15 protein-coding genes are annotated in these 14,171 nt (G+C 69.5%); 11 read left to right on the forward strand and 4 right to left on the reverse strand.

The window, feature by feature from the left end; translation table 11 throughout:
* Positions 1–5: 5 nt before the first annotated feature.
* The 6 genes from purB (at position 6) to AB0M51_RS18545 (ending at position 6,700) form a co-directional block, all read left to right on the forward strand.
* On the forward strand, positions 6–1,442 hold the full coding sequence (gene purB, locus AB0M51_RS18520) for an adenylosuccinate lyase (protein ID WP_344194439.1): 1,437 nt from the start codon (positions 6–8) through the stop codon (positions 1,440–1,442).
* A gap of 3 nt (positions 1,443–1,445) precedes the next feature.
* Complete coding sequence (locus AB0M51_RS18525) at positions 1,446–1,802, forward strand: hypothetical protein (protein ID WP_344194441.1); 357 nt, start codon at positions 1,446–1,448, stop codon at positions 1,800–1,802.
* Between the two features lies 1 nt (position 1,803).
* Positions 1,804–2,196 carry a hypothetical protein gene (locus AB0M51_RS18530; RefSeq protein WP_344194443.1) on the forward strand — a complete coding sequence of 131 codons (393 nt, stop codon included), beginning with the start codon at positions 1,804–1,806 and terminating at the stop codon, positions 2,194–2,196.
* Between the two features lie 63 nt (positions 2,197–2,259).
* Complete coding sequence (locus AB0M51_RS18535; RefSeq protein WP_344194445.1) at positions 2,260–3,477, forward strand: bifunctional glycosyltransferase family 2/GtrA family protein; 1,218 nt, start codon at positions 2,260–2,262, stop codon at positions 3,475–3,477.
* A gap of 2 nt (positions 3,478–3,479) precedes the next feature.
* A complete protein-coding gene (locus tag AB0M51_RS18540; RefSeq protein WP_363749662.1) occupies positions 3,480–5,555 on the forward strand; it encodes a glycosyltransferase family 39 protein in 2,076 nt (691 codons plus the stop codon).
* 722 nt (positions 5,556–6,277) lie between these two features.
* Positions 6,278–6,700 (forward strand): hypothetical protein, encoded by a 423-nt coding sequence (locus tag AB0M51_RS18545; RefSeq protein ID WP_344194451.1) that lies wholly within the window; start codon positions 6,278–6,280, stop codon positions 6,698–6,700.
* On the opposite strand, the gene AB0M51_RS18550 is transcribed toward AB0M51_RS18545, so the two are convergent.
* Complete coding sequence (locus tag AB0M51_RS18550) at positions 6,684–7,256, reverse strand: TetR family transcriptional regulator C-terminal domain-containing protein (protein WP_344194453.1); 573 nt, start codon at positions 7,254–7,256, stop codon at positions 6,684–6,686. The genes AB0M51_RS18545 and AB0M51_RS18550 overlap by 17 nt on opposite strands.
* 53 nt (positions 7,257–7,309) lie before the next feature.
* Between AB0M51_RS18550 and AB0M51_RS18555 the strand changes: the two genes are divergently transcribed.
* Together AB0M51_RS18555 and AB0M51_RS18560 are read left to right on the forward strand one after the other, a co-directional pair.
* Positions 7,310–8,368: an FAD-dependent monooxygenase gene (locus tag AB0M51_RS18555; protein ID WP_363749663.1), complete on the forward strand. Its 1,059-nt coding sequence runs from the start codon at positions 7,310–7,312 to the stop codon at positions 8,366–8,368.
* Positions 8,369–8,389: 21 nt separating this feature from the next.
* Positions 8,390–9,265, forward strand: a complete 876-nt coding sequence (locus tag AB0M51_RS18560) for a phosphoribosylaminoimidazolesuccinocarboxamide synthase (protein WP_344194457.1) — start codon at positions 8,390–8,392, stop codon at positions 9,263–9,265.
* Here the strand turns inward: AB0M51_RS18560 and AB0M51_RS18565 are convergent.
* The 3 genes from AB0M51_RS18565 to AB0M51_RS18575 form a co-directional block, all read right to left on the reverse strand.
* The gene (locus AB0M51_RS18565; RefSeq protein ID WP_344194459.1) at positions 9,262–9,753 is read right to left on the reverse strand and encodes a hypothetical protein; all 492 of its coding nucleotides are present in this window, start codon (positions 9,751–9,753) and stop codon (positions 9,262–9,264) included. The genes AB0M51_RS18560 and AB0M51_RS18565 overlap by 4 nt on opposite strands.
* A gap of 79 nt (positions 9,754–9,832) precedes the next feature.
* Entirely contained in the window at positions 9,833–10,453 is a 621-nt protein-coding gene (locus AB0M51_RS18570; RefSeq protein WP_363749664.1) for a CDP-alcohol phosphatidyltransferase family protein, read from the reverse strand.
* A gap of 115 nt (positions 10,454–10,568) precedes the next feature.
* Positions 10,569–11,087: a PadR family transcriptional regulator gene (locus AB0M51_RS18575; protein WP_363749665.1), complete on the reverse strand. Its 519-nt coding sequence runs from the start codon at positions 11,085–11,087 to the stop codon at positions 10,569–10,571.
* A 112-nt stretch (positions 11,088–11,199) separates the two neighbouring features.
* On the opposite strand from AB0M51_RS18575, the gene purS reads away from it, so the two are divergent.
* Genes purS through AB0M51_RS18590 form a run of 3 tightly spaced genes read left to right on the forward strand, consistent with a single transcriptional unit; the run spans position 11,200 to position 14,170 of the window.
* On the forward strand, positions 11,200–11,451 hold the full coding sequence (gene purS / locus AB0M51_RS18580; protein ID WP_344194465.1) for a phosphoribosylformylglycinamidine synthase subunit PurS: 252 nt from the start codon (positions 11,200–11,202) through the stop codon (positions 11,449–11,451).
* Positions 11,448–12,116 (forward strand): phosphoribosylformylglycinamidine synthase subunit PurQ, encoded by a 669-nt coding sequence (gene purQ, locus AB0M51_RS18585; RefSeq protein WP_344194467.1) that lies wholly within the window; start codon positions 11,448–11,450, stop codon positions 12,114–12,116. Before purS ends, purQ begins: the two co-directional genes overlap by 4 nt.
* The gene (locus AB0M51_RS18590; RefSeq protein WP_363749666.1) at positions 12,116–14,170 is read left to right on the forward strand and encodes a hypothetical protein; all 2,055 of its coding nucleotides are present in this window, start codon (positions 12,116–12,118) and stop codon (positions 14,168–14,170) included. The genes purQ and AB0M51_RS18590 overlap by 1 nt, the downstream gene beginning before the upstream one ends.
* The last annotated feature ends 1 nt before the right edge of the window (position 14,171 follow it).

The following is a 14,171-nucleotide window of genomic DNA, read 5'->3' on the forward strand; positions in this document are numbered from 1 at the left end:
GGAGAATGGGGCTCGTGACCAAGCCCCGGATCCCCAACGTTCTCGCCGCCCGCTACGCCAGTCTCTCGATGGCGGAGCTGTGGTCGCCGGAGCACAAGATCGTGCTCGAGCGGAAGCTCTGGGTCGCCGTACTGCGGGCCCAGAGCGCGCTCGGCGTCCCGGTGCCGGACGGTGTGGTCGAGGACTACGAGCGGGTGATCGACCAGGTGGACCTGGGGTCGATCGCCGAGCGTGAGCGGGTCACGCGGCACGACGTGAAGGCGCGGATCGAGGAGTTCAGCGCGCTCGCCGGACACGAGCACATCCACAAGGGGATGACCAGCCGTGACCTGACCGAGAACGTTGAACAGTTGCAGATCCGCGCCGGCCTCGAGCTGGTCCGGGACCGGGCGGTGGCGACCGCCGCCAAGCTCGGCCAGCTGGCCGCCGACCACGCGGCGCTGGTGATGACCGGGCGTTCGCACAACGTCGCCGCGCAGGCGACCACGCTGGGCAAGCGGTTCGCGTCGGCCGCGGACGAGCTGCTGGTCGCGATCGCGCGGGTCGAGGAGCTGATCGAGCGGTATCCGCTGCGCGGTATCAAGGGCCCGGTGGGGACGTCGCAGGACATGCTGGACCTGTTCGGCGGCGACGCGGAGAAACTCGCCACGCTGGAGACCACGATCGCCCAGCATCTCGGGTTCAACAACGCGCTGACCAGCGTCGGGCAGGTGTACCCGCGGTCCCTCGACTACGAGGTCGTGTCCGCGCTGGTGCAGCTCGCCGCCGGCCCGTCCAGCCTGGCGACGACGATCCGGCTGATGGCCGGGCACGAGCTGGTGACCGAAGGGTTCAAGGAGGGCCAGGTCGGGTCCTCGGCGATGCCGCACAAGATGAACACCCGGTCCTGCGAGCGGGTCAACGGCCTGACCGTCATCCTCCGCGGGTACGCGTCGATGGCCGGTGAGCTGGCCGGCAACCAGTGGAACGAGGGCGACGTCTTCTGCTCCGTCGTACGGCGGGTCGCGCTGCCGGACGCGTTCTTCGCGCTGGACGGGTTGTTCGAGACGTTCCTGACCGTGCTCGACGAGTTCGGGGCGTACCCGGCGGTCGTGGCGCGCGAGCTGGAGCGGTACCTGCCGTTCCTGACCACGACCAAGGTGCTGATGGCCGCGGTGAAGAACGGCGTCGGCCGGGAGACCGCGCACGAGGTGATCAAGGAGCACGCGGTCGCCACCGCGCTCGACCTCCGCAAGGGCCTCGCGACGAACGACCTGTTCCACCGCCTCGGCACCGACGGCCGCCTCGGCCTCACTGAGGAACAGATCGTCGGCATCGTCGGCGAGCCGCTGTCGTTCACCGGCGCGGCCGTCGCCCAGGTCGGCGCGGTCGTCGCGAAGATCGACGAGCTCGCCAAGCGCTACCCGGAGGCGGCCGCCTACACGCCGGGTGACATCCTCTAGTTCGTGTTCGCACCGCTCACCTGGTTTCTCGTCGCCTCGTCGCTGGCAGCGATGGTGTACGCCGTCGTGCTGGCCGCGCGGAACAAGCGGATCGACTGGCCCGTGCTCGGGGCGATCGGCGTCGTCGAGGTCGGGCTGCTCGCACAGCTGGTCGTCGGGATCGTCCAGTTCAGCGGTACCGACCGGGACGTGTCCGGGCCGTTCTTCATCGGGTACCTGATCGGTTCGCTGATCATCCTGCCGATCGGGGCGTTCTGGGCGCTGGCCGAGAGCAGCCGCTGGGGTGCGGGGGTGCTGGCGATCGCCTGCCTGGTGATCCCGATCCTCGAGCTCCGGCTGCACGACGTGTGGACGGCCTGAGATGGGCGATCCGGCAGCCACCAAGCACGGACCCGGGCGGATCCTGATCGCGGTGTACGGCGTGTTCGCGCTGGCGGCGACCGCGCGGGCCGGCGTACAGATCGCGACCAAGTTCCACGAGGCGCCGCTCGCCTACCTGTTGTCGGCCGTTGCCGCGGTCATCTACATCGCCGCGACGTTCGCGCTGGCGAAGGCGACGAAGGTGTCCCGCAAGGTGGCGACGACCGCGATCGTGATCGAGCTGGTCGGCGTGATCAGCATCGGCGCGTTCAGCTACGCCGTACCGGACGACTTTCCGGACGCGACCGTGTGGTCGCACTTAGGTCAGGGGTACGGGTTCGTCCCGCTGGTGCTGCCCGTGCTCGGCCTGCTCTGGCTCCGTCGCACCCGGTAACTGCCAGGAAACTGCCAGCCACGCGCAGGGGCTGACTCAGGTTCACCGGACAGCATCGGTGGCATGGAGATTCCAGGTCAGCCTCGGGTCGAGATCGTCGTACCCGTCAAGAACGAGGAGAACGACCTCGGCCCGAACATCCGGCGGCTCCGTGAGTTCCTCGACACCGCCTTCCCGTTTCCGGCCGAGGTCTGCATCGCGGACAACGGAAGTACGGACGCGACATATGAGATCGGCATGCTGCTCGCGAGCGAGCTGCCCGGGGTCCGGATCGTCCGGCTCGAGCAGTCCGGCCGCGGCCGTGCGCTGAAGCAGGTCTGGTCCGCGAGCACCGCCGAGGTGCTCGCGTACATGGACGTCGACCTGTCCACGAACCTGAACGCCCTGCTGCCGCTGGTCGCACCGCTGCTCGCCGGGCACAGTGACGTTGCCATCGGCACCCGGTTGGCGAAGAGCTCCCGGGTGGTCCGGCGGCCGAAGCGGGAGTTCATCTCGCGCTCGTACAACCTGTTGCTGAGGGCAATGCTCAGCGCGCACTTCTCGGACGCGCAGTGCGGCTTCAAGGCGATCCGCGCCGACGTGGCGCGGGAGCTGCTGCCGCTGGTCGAGGACACGAGCTGGTTCTTCGACACCGAGCTGCTGGTGCTGGCCGAGAAGGCCGGGCTGCGGATCCACGAAGTACCGGTGGACTGGATCGACGACCTGGACTCCCGGGTCGCGATCGCGAAGACGGTCGGCGAGGACCTGCGGGGGATCGCCCGGCTGATGCGCAGCCGGGTGGACCTGGAACCCGTCCGGCAGAAGTACGGACGGCCGCGGATGCTCGATCCGCGGACGGCGCTCGCTGCGCGGGTACTGCGGTTCTGCGCGATCGGCGTGCTGAGTACGGCGGCGTACGCGCTGATCTACCTGATCCTGCGGCAGGGCATGCCGGCGCAGGTGGCGAACCTGGTGGCGTTGCTGATCACCGCGATCGGCAACACCACGCTGAACCGGCGGTTCACGTTCGGCGTCCGCGGCGTGGAAGGCCGGTGGCGGCACCAGTTGCGCGGGCTGGTCGCGTTCGGGATCGGCTGGAGCCTGACCGCAGCGTCGCTGTGGCTGCTGCACACCGCGGTCACCTCGCCGCACCAAGCGGTGGAGATCACCGTGCTGACCGTCGCCAACCTGGCCGCGACCGTCGTCCGGTTCAGCCTCTTCCAGGCGTGGGTGTTCGACGACGACGCCCCCACGATCCCCACCTTCGAACCACCGGTTCTCGAGAACACCCGGAGCAACTGACGATGACCACGGTCTCCGATCCCGTCGAGGCGACACGGCCGCGCGCGATCACCACGCAGTACACCCTGAGCCGGGACAAGATCCTGTACGGCGGCCTGCTGGCGCTGACGGCGATCGCGTACCTGTGGGGTCTGTCCAAGAACGGCTACGCGAACGAGTACTACGCCGCCGCGGTCCAGGCCGGGTCGAAGAGCTGGAAGGCCTGGTTCTTCGGGTCGTTCGACTCGTCGAGCTTCATCACCGTCGACAAGACCCCGGCCTCGCTGTGGGTGATGGGTCTGTCCGGGCGCATCTTCGGCTTCAACAGCTGGAGCATGCTGGTCCCCGAGGCGCTGATGGGCGTCGCGAGCGTCGGCTTCGTGTACGTGTCGGTCCGCCGGTGGTTCTCCGCGAACGCCGGCTTGCTGGCCGGAGCGATCCTCGCGCTGACGCCGGTCGCCGTATTGATGTTCCGGTTCAACAACCCGGACGCGCTGCTGATCCTGCTGCTCTGCGCCGGTGCGTGGGCGATCACGCGGGCGATCGACTCGGTGCAGCACTCCGCGCGATGGATGATCCTGGCCGGTTCGCTGGTCGGGTTCGGGTTCCTGGCCAAGATGCTGCAGGCGTTCCTGATCCTCCCGGCGTTCGGCATCGCGTACCTGGTGGTCGGCAAACCCAAGCTGGGCAAGCGGATCCTGCACTTGGTCCTGGCGACGGTCTCGCTGATCGTGAGCGCCGGCTGGTGGGTCGCGATCGTCGAACTGCTGCCGGCGTCGGCGCGGCCGTACATCGGCGGCTCGCAGAACAACAGCATCCTCGAACTGACACTCGGCTACAACGGCCTCGGCCGGCTCAGCGGCAATGAGACCGGGTCGGTCGGTGGTGGAGGCGGCGGCAACGGTGGCGGCGGCATGTGGGGTGGCGCGGCCGGCGTACAGCGGCTGTTCGGTGGTGAGTTCGCCTCGCAGATCGCGTGGCTGCTGCCAGCGGCTCTGCTCGGCACCGTCGTACTGGTCGTTGCCGCAGGCAAAGCTCCGCGGACGGACCGGAAGCGCGCGTTCGCACTGCTGTGGGGCGGCTGGCTGCTCGGCACCGGGCTGGTCTTCAGCTACATGCAGGGGATCATCCACAGCTACTACATGATCGCGTTGGCGCCGGCGATCGGCGCGGTGATCGGTGCTGCGATGTCGGTGCTCTGGAAACGGCGTACAGAGTGGCTGCCGCGGGCCGTATTGGCAGGAGGAATCCTGCTGACGGCCGGGTGGAGCTTCGCACTGCTGAAGCAGACGCCGTCGTGGCAGCCGTGGCTGCGCTGGACGGTGCTGCTGACCGGCGTACTCGGTGCCGGGCTGTTGATGCTGTTGCCTGAGTTGAAGCTGCACCGTACGGCGGCTCGCCGGGCGGGGTTGTTCACGGCTGCGGTGCTCACGGTGACCGCTTTGGCTGGGCCGACGGCGTACTCCGTGGCCACGATCAACTCGGCGCACACCGGCGCGCTGCCCTCGGCCGGACCGTCCGGAGCCGGCGGAATGGGCCGGATGGGCGGTATGGGTGGTGGGCCCGGCGGTGGTGGCATGGGTACGCCGCCTGGTCAGACCGGCACCGGAACTGGCACCGGAACCGGCACCGGAACCGGCAGAGGCACCGGCGGGACTGGGACTGGTACTGAGGCTGGGACCATGCGCGGTGGTGGCATGGGCGGTGTCGGCGGATTCCTTGGTGGTGGTGGGATCAGCGGGGTCTCGAGTGAGCTGATCACGCTGTTGCAGCAGCGGGCGAAGGGGTACACCTGGGCCGCCGCTGCCGTGACCGCGAACGGTGCCGCTCCGATGCAGATCGCGTCCGGTGAGCCGATCATGGCGATCGGCGGGTTCAACGGGACCGACCCGGCGCCCTCGATGGCGGAGTTCAAGGAACTGGTTGCCCAGGGCAAGATCCACTACTTCGTCGGGAGTGGTGGCGGGATGGGCGGATTCGGGGGGCGCGGCGGCGATGGTACGTCCAGCGAGATCGCCAACTGGGTGAACCAGAACTTCAAGTCCCAGACCGTCGGTGGCACCACCGTCTACGACCTCTCGAGTGGAACAGGAGCATGAATATGAAGCAGTCCCCAGAAGCCCAATTCCAGGCCGCGAGAACCTCCCAAACCCCCGGCCAACCGAGCACACCCCAGGCGGGCGTACCCCAGGCGGGCGCACCTCAGGCGGGTGCGGGTTACGAGCCGGGTGATGCGCGGCCGGGCGTGGGGCAGCACGCGGGTCCCGCGCAGCATCCCGGCGCCGGGCAGTCGGGCGTCGGGCCCCAGGTGGGTGCGGGGCAGCAGGCTGCTGTCGCACAGCAGGCCGATGCGGTGGCCGGGGGTGCTGGGCGCAAGCGGCCCAGCAACTTGATGCTGGCTGGGGCCGGGTCGGTGCTTGCGGTGCTGGCGTTCCTGGGTGGGATGGCTGTGGGGCATTCGTGGGACGGGAGCAGCAACCAGCAGGGGCAGTTCGGTGGGCCGGGTGGTGGTCGCGGCGGCTTCCCGGGCAACAGGCAGGGCTTCGGCAACGGAACGGGCCAGAACGGGACTGGGCAGAACGGGACCGGGCAAGGGTTCGGGACGGGAAACGGGACTCAGCAGGGGAACCAGCAGGGGATCGTGCCAGGGAACGGGACCCAGCAAGGAACGCAGGGGCAGACGCAGACGAGCTGAACCTCGGCTGAACTAGACAGCCCGGCGGGCCTCGAGCGGACAACTCGGCCCGCCGGGCGTTGGTTTGGACGGGTGTCTAGGACACGAAGGGTTCACCTGACCGCCGGGTGGGGTAAGGATCGGGGCGTGGAATGGTCGAACGTCACCTGGTTCCTGACCGCGCTCGGCGCGGTCGTCGTACTGATCACGCGCGTCCGGCTCGGTGGGACTGTTGTCGACGGCACCGGTCACGGCGCCGGACGACACGGGTACTCGGCCATCCTGCTGCGGCTGCACACGATCGTCGGCGTGATCACGCTGATCGGCTGGGTCGTTGCCCTGGCCATCGGTCGCCGGGAGATCGCTCTGGTGATGCTGGCCGGCTGGTGGACACTGACCGTGGTCGGACTGTTGCTGCTCGCCCGTTGGTTGCCGAGCGGAGGCAAGCACTCGGAGGACACACAGAGTGATTCCTGGGGTTCCGGGGCGGGACTGTCCGTGCTCGGCCACGTCGGCATGCTGCTCGGCGTCTGCTACTTCACGTTCGTAGCCGTCACGGACCGTCTCTGAGTCCGGCGATCAGCGCCGTCACGGACCGTCGTACGGCGGCCTCGAACGCGGCCGGCGTCAGCGTCGCCCCGGTCCCCGCGACCCGGTCGTACATCAATCCGTCGAGCATCGCGGCGACCGGCCACGCCGCCCCTTCCGGATCGGGTACGCCGAGCCCGGCCAGCACCTGCGCCAGCATCGAGCGCAACTGCCGCCCGCCCTCGTCGATCGCGGCCCGCAGCTCGGGCTGACGGCTCGCCTCCAGCGACAGCTCGTACCGGGCGACCAGGTCGTCCGGCCGGTTCTGTGCGAGCCCGGCCGTCATCGCGACCATCAGCTCGACCGGATCCGCCCCGGGAGGCGGCATCCCGGTGACGTCCCGCGCGAGCATCCGCCGTACGCAGGCGGTCAGCAAGGCGTTCCGGGTCCGCAGGTAGTACGACGTGGACCCCGGCGGCAGGCCCGCCTCGGTGTCGACGGCCCGGTGCGTGAGCCCGCGCAACCCGCGGGTGGCGACCAGGTGGATCGCGGCGTCCGCGATCGCGTCCTGCCGGTCCGCCCCCCGTGGCACTGTCACGCCGGACAGTCTCGCACTTCCCAGCCGGACTCTACGGATGTAGAGTCGAGGATATGAGTACGGCGATCGTGGTCGGAGCGGGTATCGGAGGGGTGACCGCGGCCGTCGCGCTGCAGCGCCGCGGCTGGCAGGTCACGGTGCTGGAGCGGGCCGCGGAGCTGGGCGAGGTCGGAGCCGGGATCTCGGTCTGGCCCTCGGCGGTCGCCGTGCTCGAGGAGCTCGGGGTGAAGGGCGTCGAGAAGGTGTCGGTGCCGTCCAAGCCGGCCGGCATGCGCAAGCCCGACGGGCGCTGGGTGGTGAGCGCGGCGGAGCTCGGCGTGGAGATCCCGGTGATGATCCACCGGGCTCAGCTGCACGACCTGATCACCGCCGGGTTCGGCCCGGCGGTCACGGTCCGGACCGGGTACGACGTACGCACGGTCGCCCAGGACGCGGACGGCGTGACGGTGAACGACGAGCTGCGGGCCGATCTCCTGGTCGCCGCGGACGGGATCCGCAGCATGGTGCGCAGGACGTTGTACCCGCAGTACGCCGGACCGCGGTACGCCGGGTTCACGGCGTACCGCGGGATCGCGGACGTCGAGCTGGACGACGGCGGCGGCGAGACCTGGGGCCGTGGGCAACTGTTCGGGTTCGCGCGGCTGATCGACGGGCGGTACTACTGGTACGGGACCGCGAACCAGTCGGCCGGGACGACGAGCGAGCCGACCGTGTTCGAGAGCTGGCACGACCCGATCCCGCGGCTGATCGCGGGCAGCGAGAAGGTCCTGCAGAACGACATCTACGACCTGACGCTCCCGCTGGTGCCGTTCGTGCAGGGCCGGGTGGTGCTGCTCGGCGATGCGGCGCACGCGATGACGCCGAACCTGGGCCGCGGCGCCTGCTCCGCGATCGAGGACGCCGGCGCCTTGGACAGGCACCTCCGCGACGGCGACCTGCACACAGCGCTGACCGCCTACGACGCCGAGCGCCGCCCCGCCACCACCAAGCTGGTGAAACGCTCCCGCTCCCTCGGCCGCCTCGCCCAAACCGAGAACCCGCTCGTCTGCACTCTCCGCGAGGGCCTGTTCACCCTCGGCGGGAAACTGATGTCCCTGCGCGCCCGGAAGTGACCGGGTGGAAGAATCGCCTGCGTGACCACACCTCCGCAGGCCCCTGAGATTCCTGGTGCGAAGCACATCCACTCCGGCAAGGTCCGGGATCTGTACGAGCTGGAGTCCGGCGACCTGCTGATGGTGGCCAGCGACCGGATGAGTGCGTTCGACTGGATCCTGGAGACGCCGATCCCGGACAAGGGCAAGGTGCTCACCGCGATGAGCCTGTGGTGGTTCGAGCAGCTCGACGTACCGAACCACATCGTCTCCACCGACGTGCCGGAAGAGGTCGCCGGGCGGGCCGTGGTGTGCGAGAAGCTCGCGATGTTCCCGGTCGAGTGCGTGGCCCGCGGGTACCTGAGCGGCTCCGGCCTGCTGGACTACAACGCGACCGGCGCGGTCTGCGGGATCCCGCTGCCGAGCGGGCTGGTCGAGGGCTCCCGCCTGGAGACCCCGATCTTCACCCCGGCCACCAAGGCCGAGCTGGGCGAGCACGACGAGAACGTCTCGTACGACGCAGTGGTGGAAACGGTCGGCGCCGGCATCGCGGCCGCCCTGCGCGACACGACCCTCGACGTCTACGCGCGGGCCCGCGCGACGGCCGAGGAGCGCGGGATCATCCTGGCGGACACCAAGTTCGAGTTCGGCGCCCGCGCGGACGGCACGATCGTGCTGGCCGACGAGGTGCTGACGCCGGACTCGAGCCGGTTCTGGCCGGCCGACCAGTGGGAGCCGGGCAAGCAGCAGCCGTCGTACGACAAGCAGATCGTGCGGGACTGGCTGCAGTTCGAGTCCGGCTGGGACCGGAAGTCGGGTGAGGCCCCGCCGCCGTTGTCGGACGAGGTCGTCGAGCGGACGCGGGCGGCGTACATCGGCGCCTACGAGCAGCTCAGCGGCCGCACTTTCGAGGGCTAAAAAGCACTCACGCCGAGTGCGAGCAGGACGAAGCGGGCGCCGCGGCCGACCAGGACGGACAGGGTGAACACCCACGTCCGCATCCGGGAGGCCCCGCCGATCAGCGCGACGCCGTACAGCGGGGGAATGCCGACGAACGCGCTCAGCAGCGTGACCGGCGCTCCCCACCGGCTGTCGCTCATCGCGTCCAGCAACCGCTTGCTCAGATCGCGGTTCCACTGGACGAATCGCCCCCAGCGAGTGTCCAGGTTGACCGGCTTGGGCTCTTTCTTCGCCTTGCGGGCCGCGTAGTCCGGCCGGTGCCGGACGGCGAGGAACATCGCGACCTTGCCGATGGTCTGACCGATCGAGACGCCGATCGCGGCGACCACCGGGTTCAGGGCATGGGTGGCGCCGAGCGCGAGGACGTACGCCTCCGCGTTCATCACCGGTACGACGGCGGACCCGATGCCGAAGCCCACTGCCAGTGCCAGTTGCCAGACCCACATAACTCCGAGGCTAAGCGCAATCCAGGCCGTTGCCATGGAACCCAGGCCTACTTCGGGGAGGGGCCAGGGTTACTACCCATCAGTGCCCCTCCTCTGGTACGGCGGCCCGGCGGCCGCAGATGATCGTGATCAGCCGGTACGACGAGACGACCTTCACCACCAGCGCGGCCACCGCGATCGTGTACGGCAGCCACTGCGCACCGGTCTGACCGGCGACGACCAGTGAGATCACCACGGCCGCGGTGTTCATCGCCTTGGCGGGCTTGGACCAGTTCCAGAGGTAGATCGGCCGGTCGACCTTGTAGAAGTAGTTCGGGCTGAGCATCCACGGCCAGAGCAGGAACGAGAACGTCAGCATCGTGTCCAGTACGCCGAACTGGATCAGGTAGATCGCCAGCGGCCCGATGGTCGCGGGGTACGTCGCCATGAACGCCGCGGCCAGCAGGAACGAGCACGCCCGGTCGCAGACGATGTCGAACACGGCGCCGGACAGCGACTCCTCGTTCCGCCGGCGGGCCACCCAGCCGTCGAGGCTGTCGCCGAACCAGTACGAGAAGTACCCGATCACGAGCCAGGTCAGTTCGCCGGTGCGGAACGCATAGGTGGCGACCGCCATCGCGATCACGGTGCGGACCAGCGTGATCCGGTTCGGTACGCCGAGCAGGAGTGCCGGGCGGATCGCCAGGGGGAGTGTGGTCATCAGGCCGCCCTCAGGTTCTCGGGATCGAGTGCGTCCCGGAGTCGGTTGCGAAGCAGGAAGCCGGCGTCGGCTGCGATGCCCACCCACTCCAGCCAGTTCGGTGTCAGCGCGTTCATCAGGCAGTCCCCGTCTGCTCGGCGACGCGGTCCAGCGCGCTGTCCAGCCAGCGTAGATCGGCGTCCAGGTGGGCCACGGTGTACTCGCGGACCAGCGGGGAGGTCGGGTCGTCGTCGGCCGGCGCCTCGCGCAGCTCCCGGATCCGGCGCAGGTGGCTGGCGCGCTGGCGGGCGAGGAACCCGGCCGCGTCGCCGCCGGTACGGATCGCCGCCACGAGCTTCCGCAGTATCTCGTCCGCGCTGCCCCAGGCCGGCGGGACCGGGGCGTGCAGCCAGTCGGCGAGGTGGTCGCGGCCCTTCGCGGTGAGTGCGTAGACGGTCCGGTCCGGGCCGCCGCCGGCGGTCTTGTCGACGACCTCGACCAGTCCGTTCCGCTCCAGCCGGCCGAGCGTCGTGTACACCTGGCCGAACGCCAGCGGGCGGCTGTCCGGGAACCAGGCGTCGTGCCCGCGTTTCACGTCGTACCCGTGAGCCGGCCCCCCGGACAGCAGCCCGAGCACGAGCTCCGCTGTCGCCATGCGAAGGACTATACAGCGCGTGTATGTACTGAGTGAGTAGTCCGGATGCGGGAGTTCCGTGCCGCGGTCGGTAGGATTCAGGCGTCACCCCGCAACGAACCTGGAGTAGTCAGTGGCTCGCGTTGTCGTCGACGTCATGCTCAAGCCCGAGATCCTCGACCCGCAGGGCAAGGCGGTGCACGGCGCGTTCGGCCGGCTCGGCTTCGACGGCGTGGCCGATGTCCGGCAGGGAAAGCGCTTCGAGATCACCCTGGACGGTGAGGCGACCGAGGAGCGGGTCGCCGAGATCCGGAAGGCCGCGGACACCCTGCTGGCCAACCCGGTGATCGAGGACTACGTGCTGCACGTGGAGAGCGACCAGTGAAGATCGGAGTCGTCACCTTCCCGGGTTCGCTGGACGACGTGGACGCCCGGCGGGCCGCCGCGGTGGCCGGTGCCGAGGCGGTCGCGCTCTGGCACGGCGACGCGGACCTGCACGGCGTGGACGCGGTCGTGCTGCCCGGCGGGTTCTCGTACGGCGACTATCTGCGCGCCGGTGCCATCTCCCGGTTCGCGCCGGTGATGGAGACGATCATCGCGAAGGCGGGCCAGGGGATGCCGGTGCTCGGCATCTGCAACGGCTTCCAGGTGCTGTGCGAGTCGCACCTGCTGCCCGGCGCGCTGATCAAGAACCACCACCGCAAGTTCGTCTGCAAGGACCAGCCCCTGCGGATCGAGAACAACCGCACCGCGTGGACCAGCGACTACGACGCGAACCACGAGGTCACGATCGTGCTGAAGAACCAGGACGGTTCGTACGTCGCGGACGAGGCGACGCTGGACCGGCTGGAGGGCGAGGGGCGCGTGGTGGCGCGGTACCTCGGCAACCCGAACGGTTCGTACCGCGACATCGCGGGCATCACCAACGAGCGCGGCAACGTGGTCGGCCTGATGCCGCACCCGGAGCACGCCGTCGAGACACTGACCGGCCCGACCACGGACGGCCTGGGCTTCTTCACCTCGGTGCTGAAGGCCGTCGTCGCCGGCTGATGAGCTGGTCGGGGGCGCGACGGGTACTCCTCGGCGTCGCGGCGCTCGCCGCCGCCATCGGCGGCACCACCACCGCGGCGGACGCGGCTCCTTCGAGCCTGTTCGCGAAGGTCGTGGTCGTCGGGGTTCCCGGCCTGACCTGGAGTGATGTGCAGGCGTCGCCCGAGTTGACCGCGCTGGTGGACCAGGCGCACGTGGGGTCGATCTCGGTGAAGACCGCGGGGCCGCACACGTGTCCGATCGACGGCTGGCTGACGATCAGCGCGGGGACCCGGGCCTGGGGGAACGTGCCGGGCCAGCCGTGTGGTGAGCTGCCCGCGGTGACCGCCGGCAAGGTGGACAACTGGCAGACGTACGTCGACCGCCAGGCCGAACACCACACCGGCGCCCCGATCGGCCGACTCGGCCAGACCGGCTACCCGATCTGCGGCTTCGGCCCGGGTGCCGCGATCGCGCTCGCGAAGACCGACGGTTCCGTCGCCAACTGGCAGCCCACGTTCGACCCGTCCCGGCTGGCGAAGCCGGACTGCGGCGACGCGATCGTCGACGCCGGCGCGATGCCGCCGCGGGAAGGCCGGCCCGAGGCCCGGAAGAAGGTCGCGGACCTGGTCGCCCAGGCACGCGCGGCCGGTGGCTGGGTCCTGCTGGTCGGCATCAGCCAGGAAGTCCTGAACGCGCACAAGCAGACCCTCGTCGCGATGCAGCTCCCACCGGACAATGGTCCGCGCTGGCTGACCAGCGACAGCACCCGGCGTCCCGGGCTGATCCAGCTCACCGACATCACCGCGACAATCCTCAAGGGCCGCACACCGGCCACCGTGGACCCGGCAGGCGAAGCGACTGCAAGCCCGCTGGACGGCAGCGAGATCCACTTCACCGGTGACCTCCACACCGACGCGTCGGCCGTGATCGCTGACCGCTTGGGTGCCAACCAGCGCTACGAACAGCCCCGCCCGATGCTGTTCTTCGTTGCGCTGACGATCGTCGGCGCCGAAGTACTCGCCATGATCTGGTTCCTGGTACGCCGCTCGCCCGCGTCCCGCCGCGTCGCGGTCTTCACGCTCCTCGTCCAGGGCGGCTTCTACATCGCGGTCTTCCTGGCACAGGCCACGGTCTGGTGGCGCTGGCCGGCCCCCGGGTTCTCCCTGTACGCCGTGACGATCGGTATCAGTGTCCTGTCCGCGATCCTCGCCCAGGTGCTGCTCAAGAAGTACGCGTACTTCGGCCTCGCGCTGGCGGCGTACCTGCTGTTGCTCGTCGACGGCGTACTCGGGACACCGATGCAGCTGGGAAGCATGTTCGCCGACGGTCCTGTGATCGGCGGGCGGTTCTACGGCTTCGGTAACTCGACGTTCCCGGCGTTGGCTCTCGGGGCGCTCGTCACGGCCGGGTGGGCCGCGCACCGGCTGCTCGACAGGAGCAAGCTGCAGGCCGCGGTCGCCGTACTGGTCATCGGCGGCGCTGCGATCATCGTGGACGGCACGCCGGGCTGGGGCACCGACTTCGGCGGCATCCTGGCGCTCACGCCGGCGGTGCTGTTGATGGCCTGGTTGACCTGGCGTGGCAGCCTCTCCCTGCGCGCACTGATCACTGTCGGTGTGCTCGGCGTAGTGGCTGTCACGGCTGTCGCGTTCCTGGACTACCTGCGGCCGGCGGACCAGCGCACGCATTTCGGGACGTTCTTCGCCCGGGTGCTCGACGGCGACGTCGACGACGTGTTCATCCGCAAGCTGCAGATGGCCGTGATGTTCTTCCACGGTCCGACCGGCTGGGCGATGCTGATCGCGGTACTGCTGTGCGTGTGCGCCACGGTGTTCCCGGACCGCGTTCCGTCGCAGGCGTACCGCGACTTCTACCGGAGCAGCCCGATGGTCCGGCCGACCCTGCTGGCGCTGTCCGTGTGCGGCATCGTCGGCATGCTGCTGAACGACGCGGGCGTCGCCGTGCCCGCGATCATGGCCGGCTTCGCCGTCCCCATCCTGGTGGCCCACCTCCTGGCTTCCCACCGGCCAGCTACCGTTTCACCTGAGTCCCACCTAGTGCAGGAGTCCTGAG

The organism is Kribbella sp. NPDC051137, assembly GCF_040682535.1.
GTDB classification, from domain to species: Bacteria; Actinomycetota; Actinomycetes; order Propionibacteriales; family Kribbellaceae; genus Kribbella; species Kribbella karoonensis.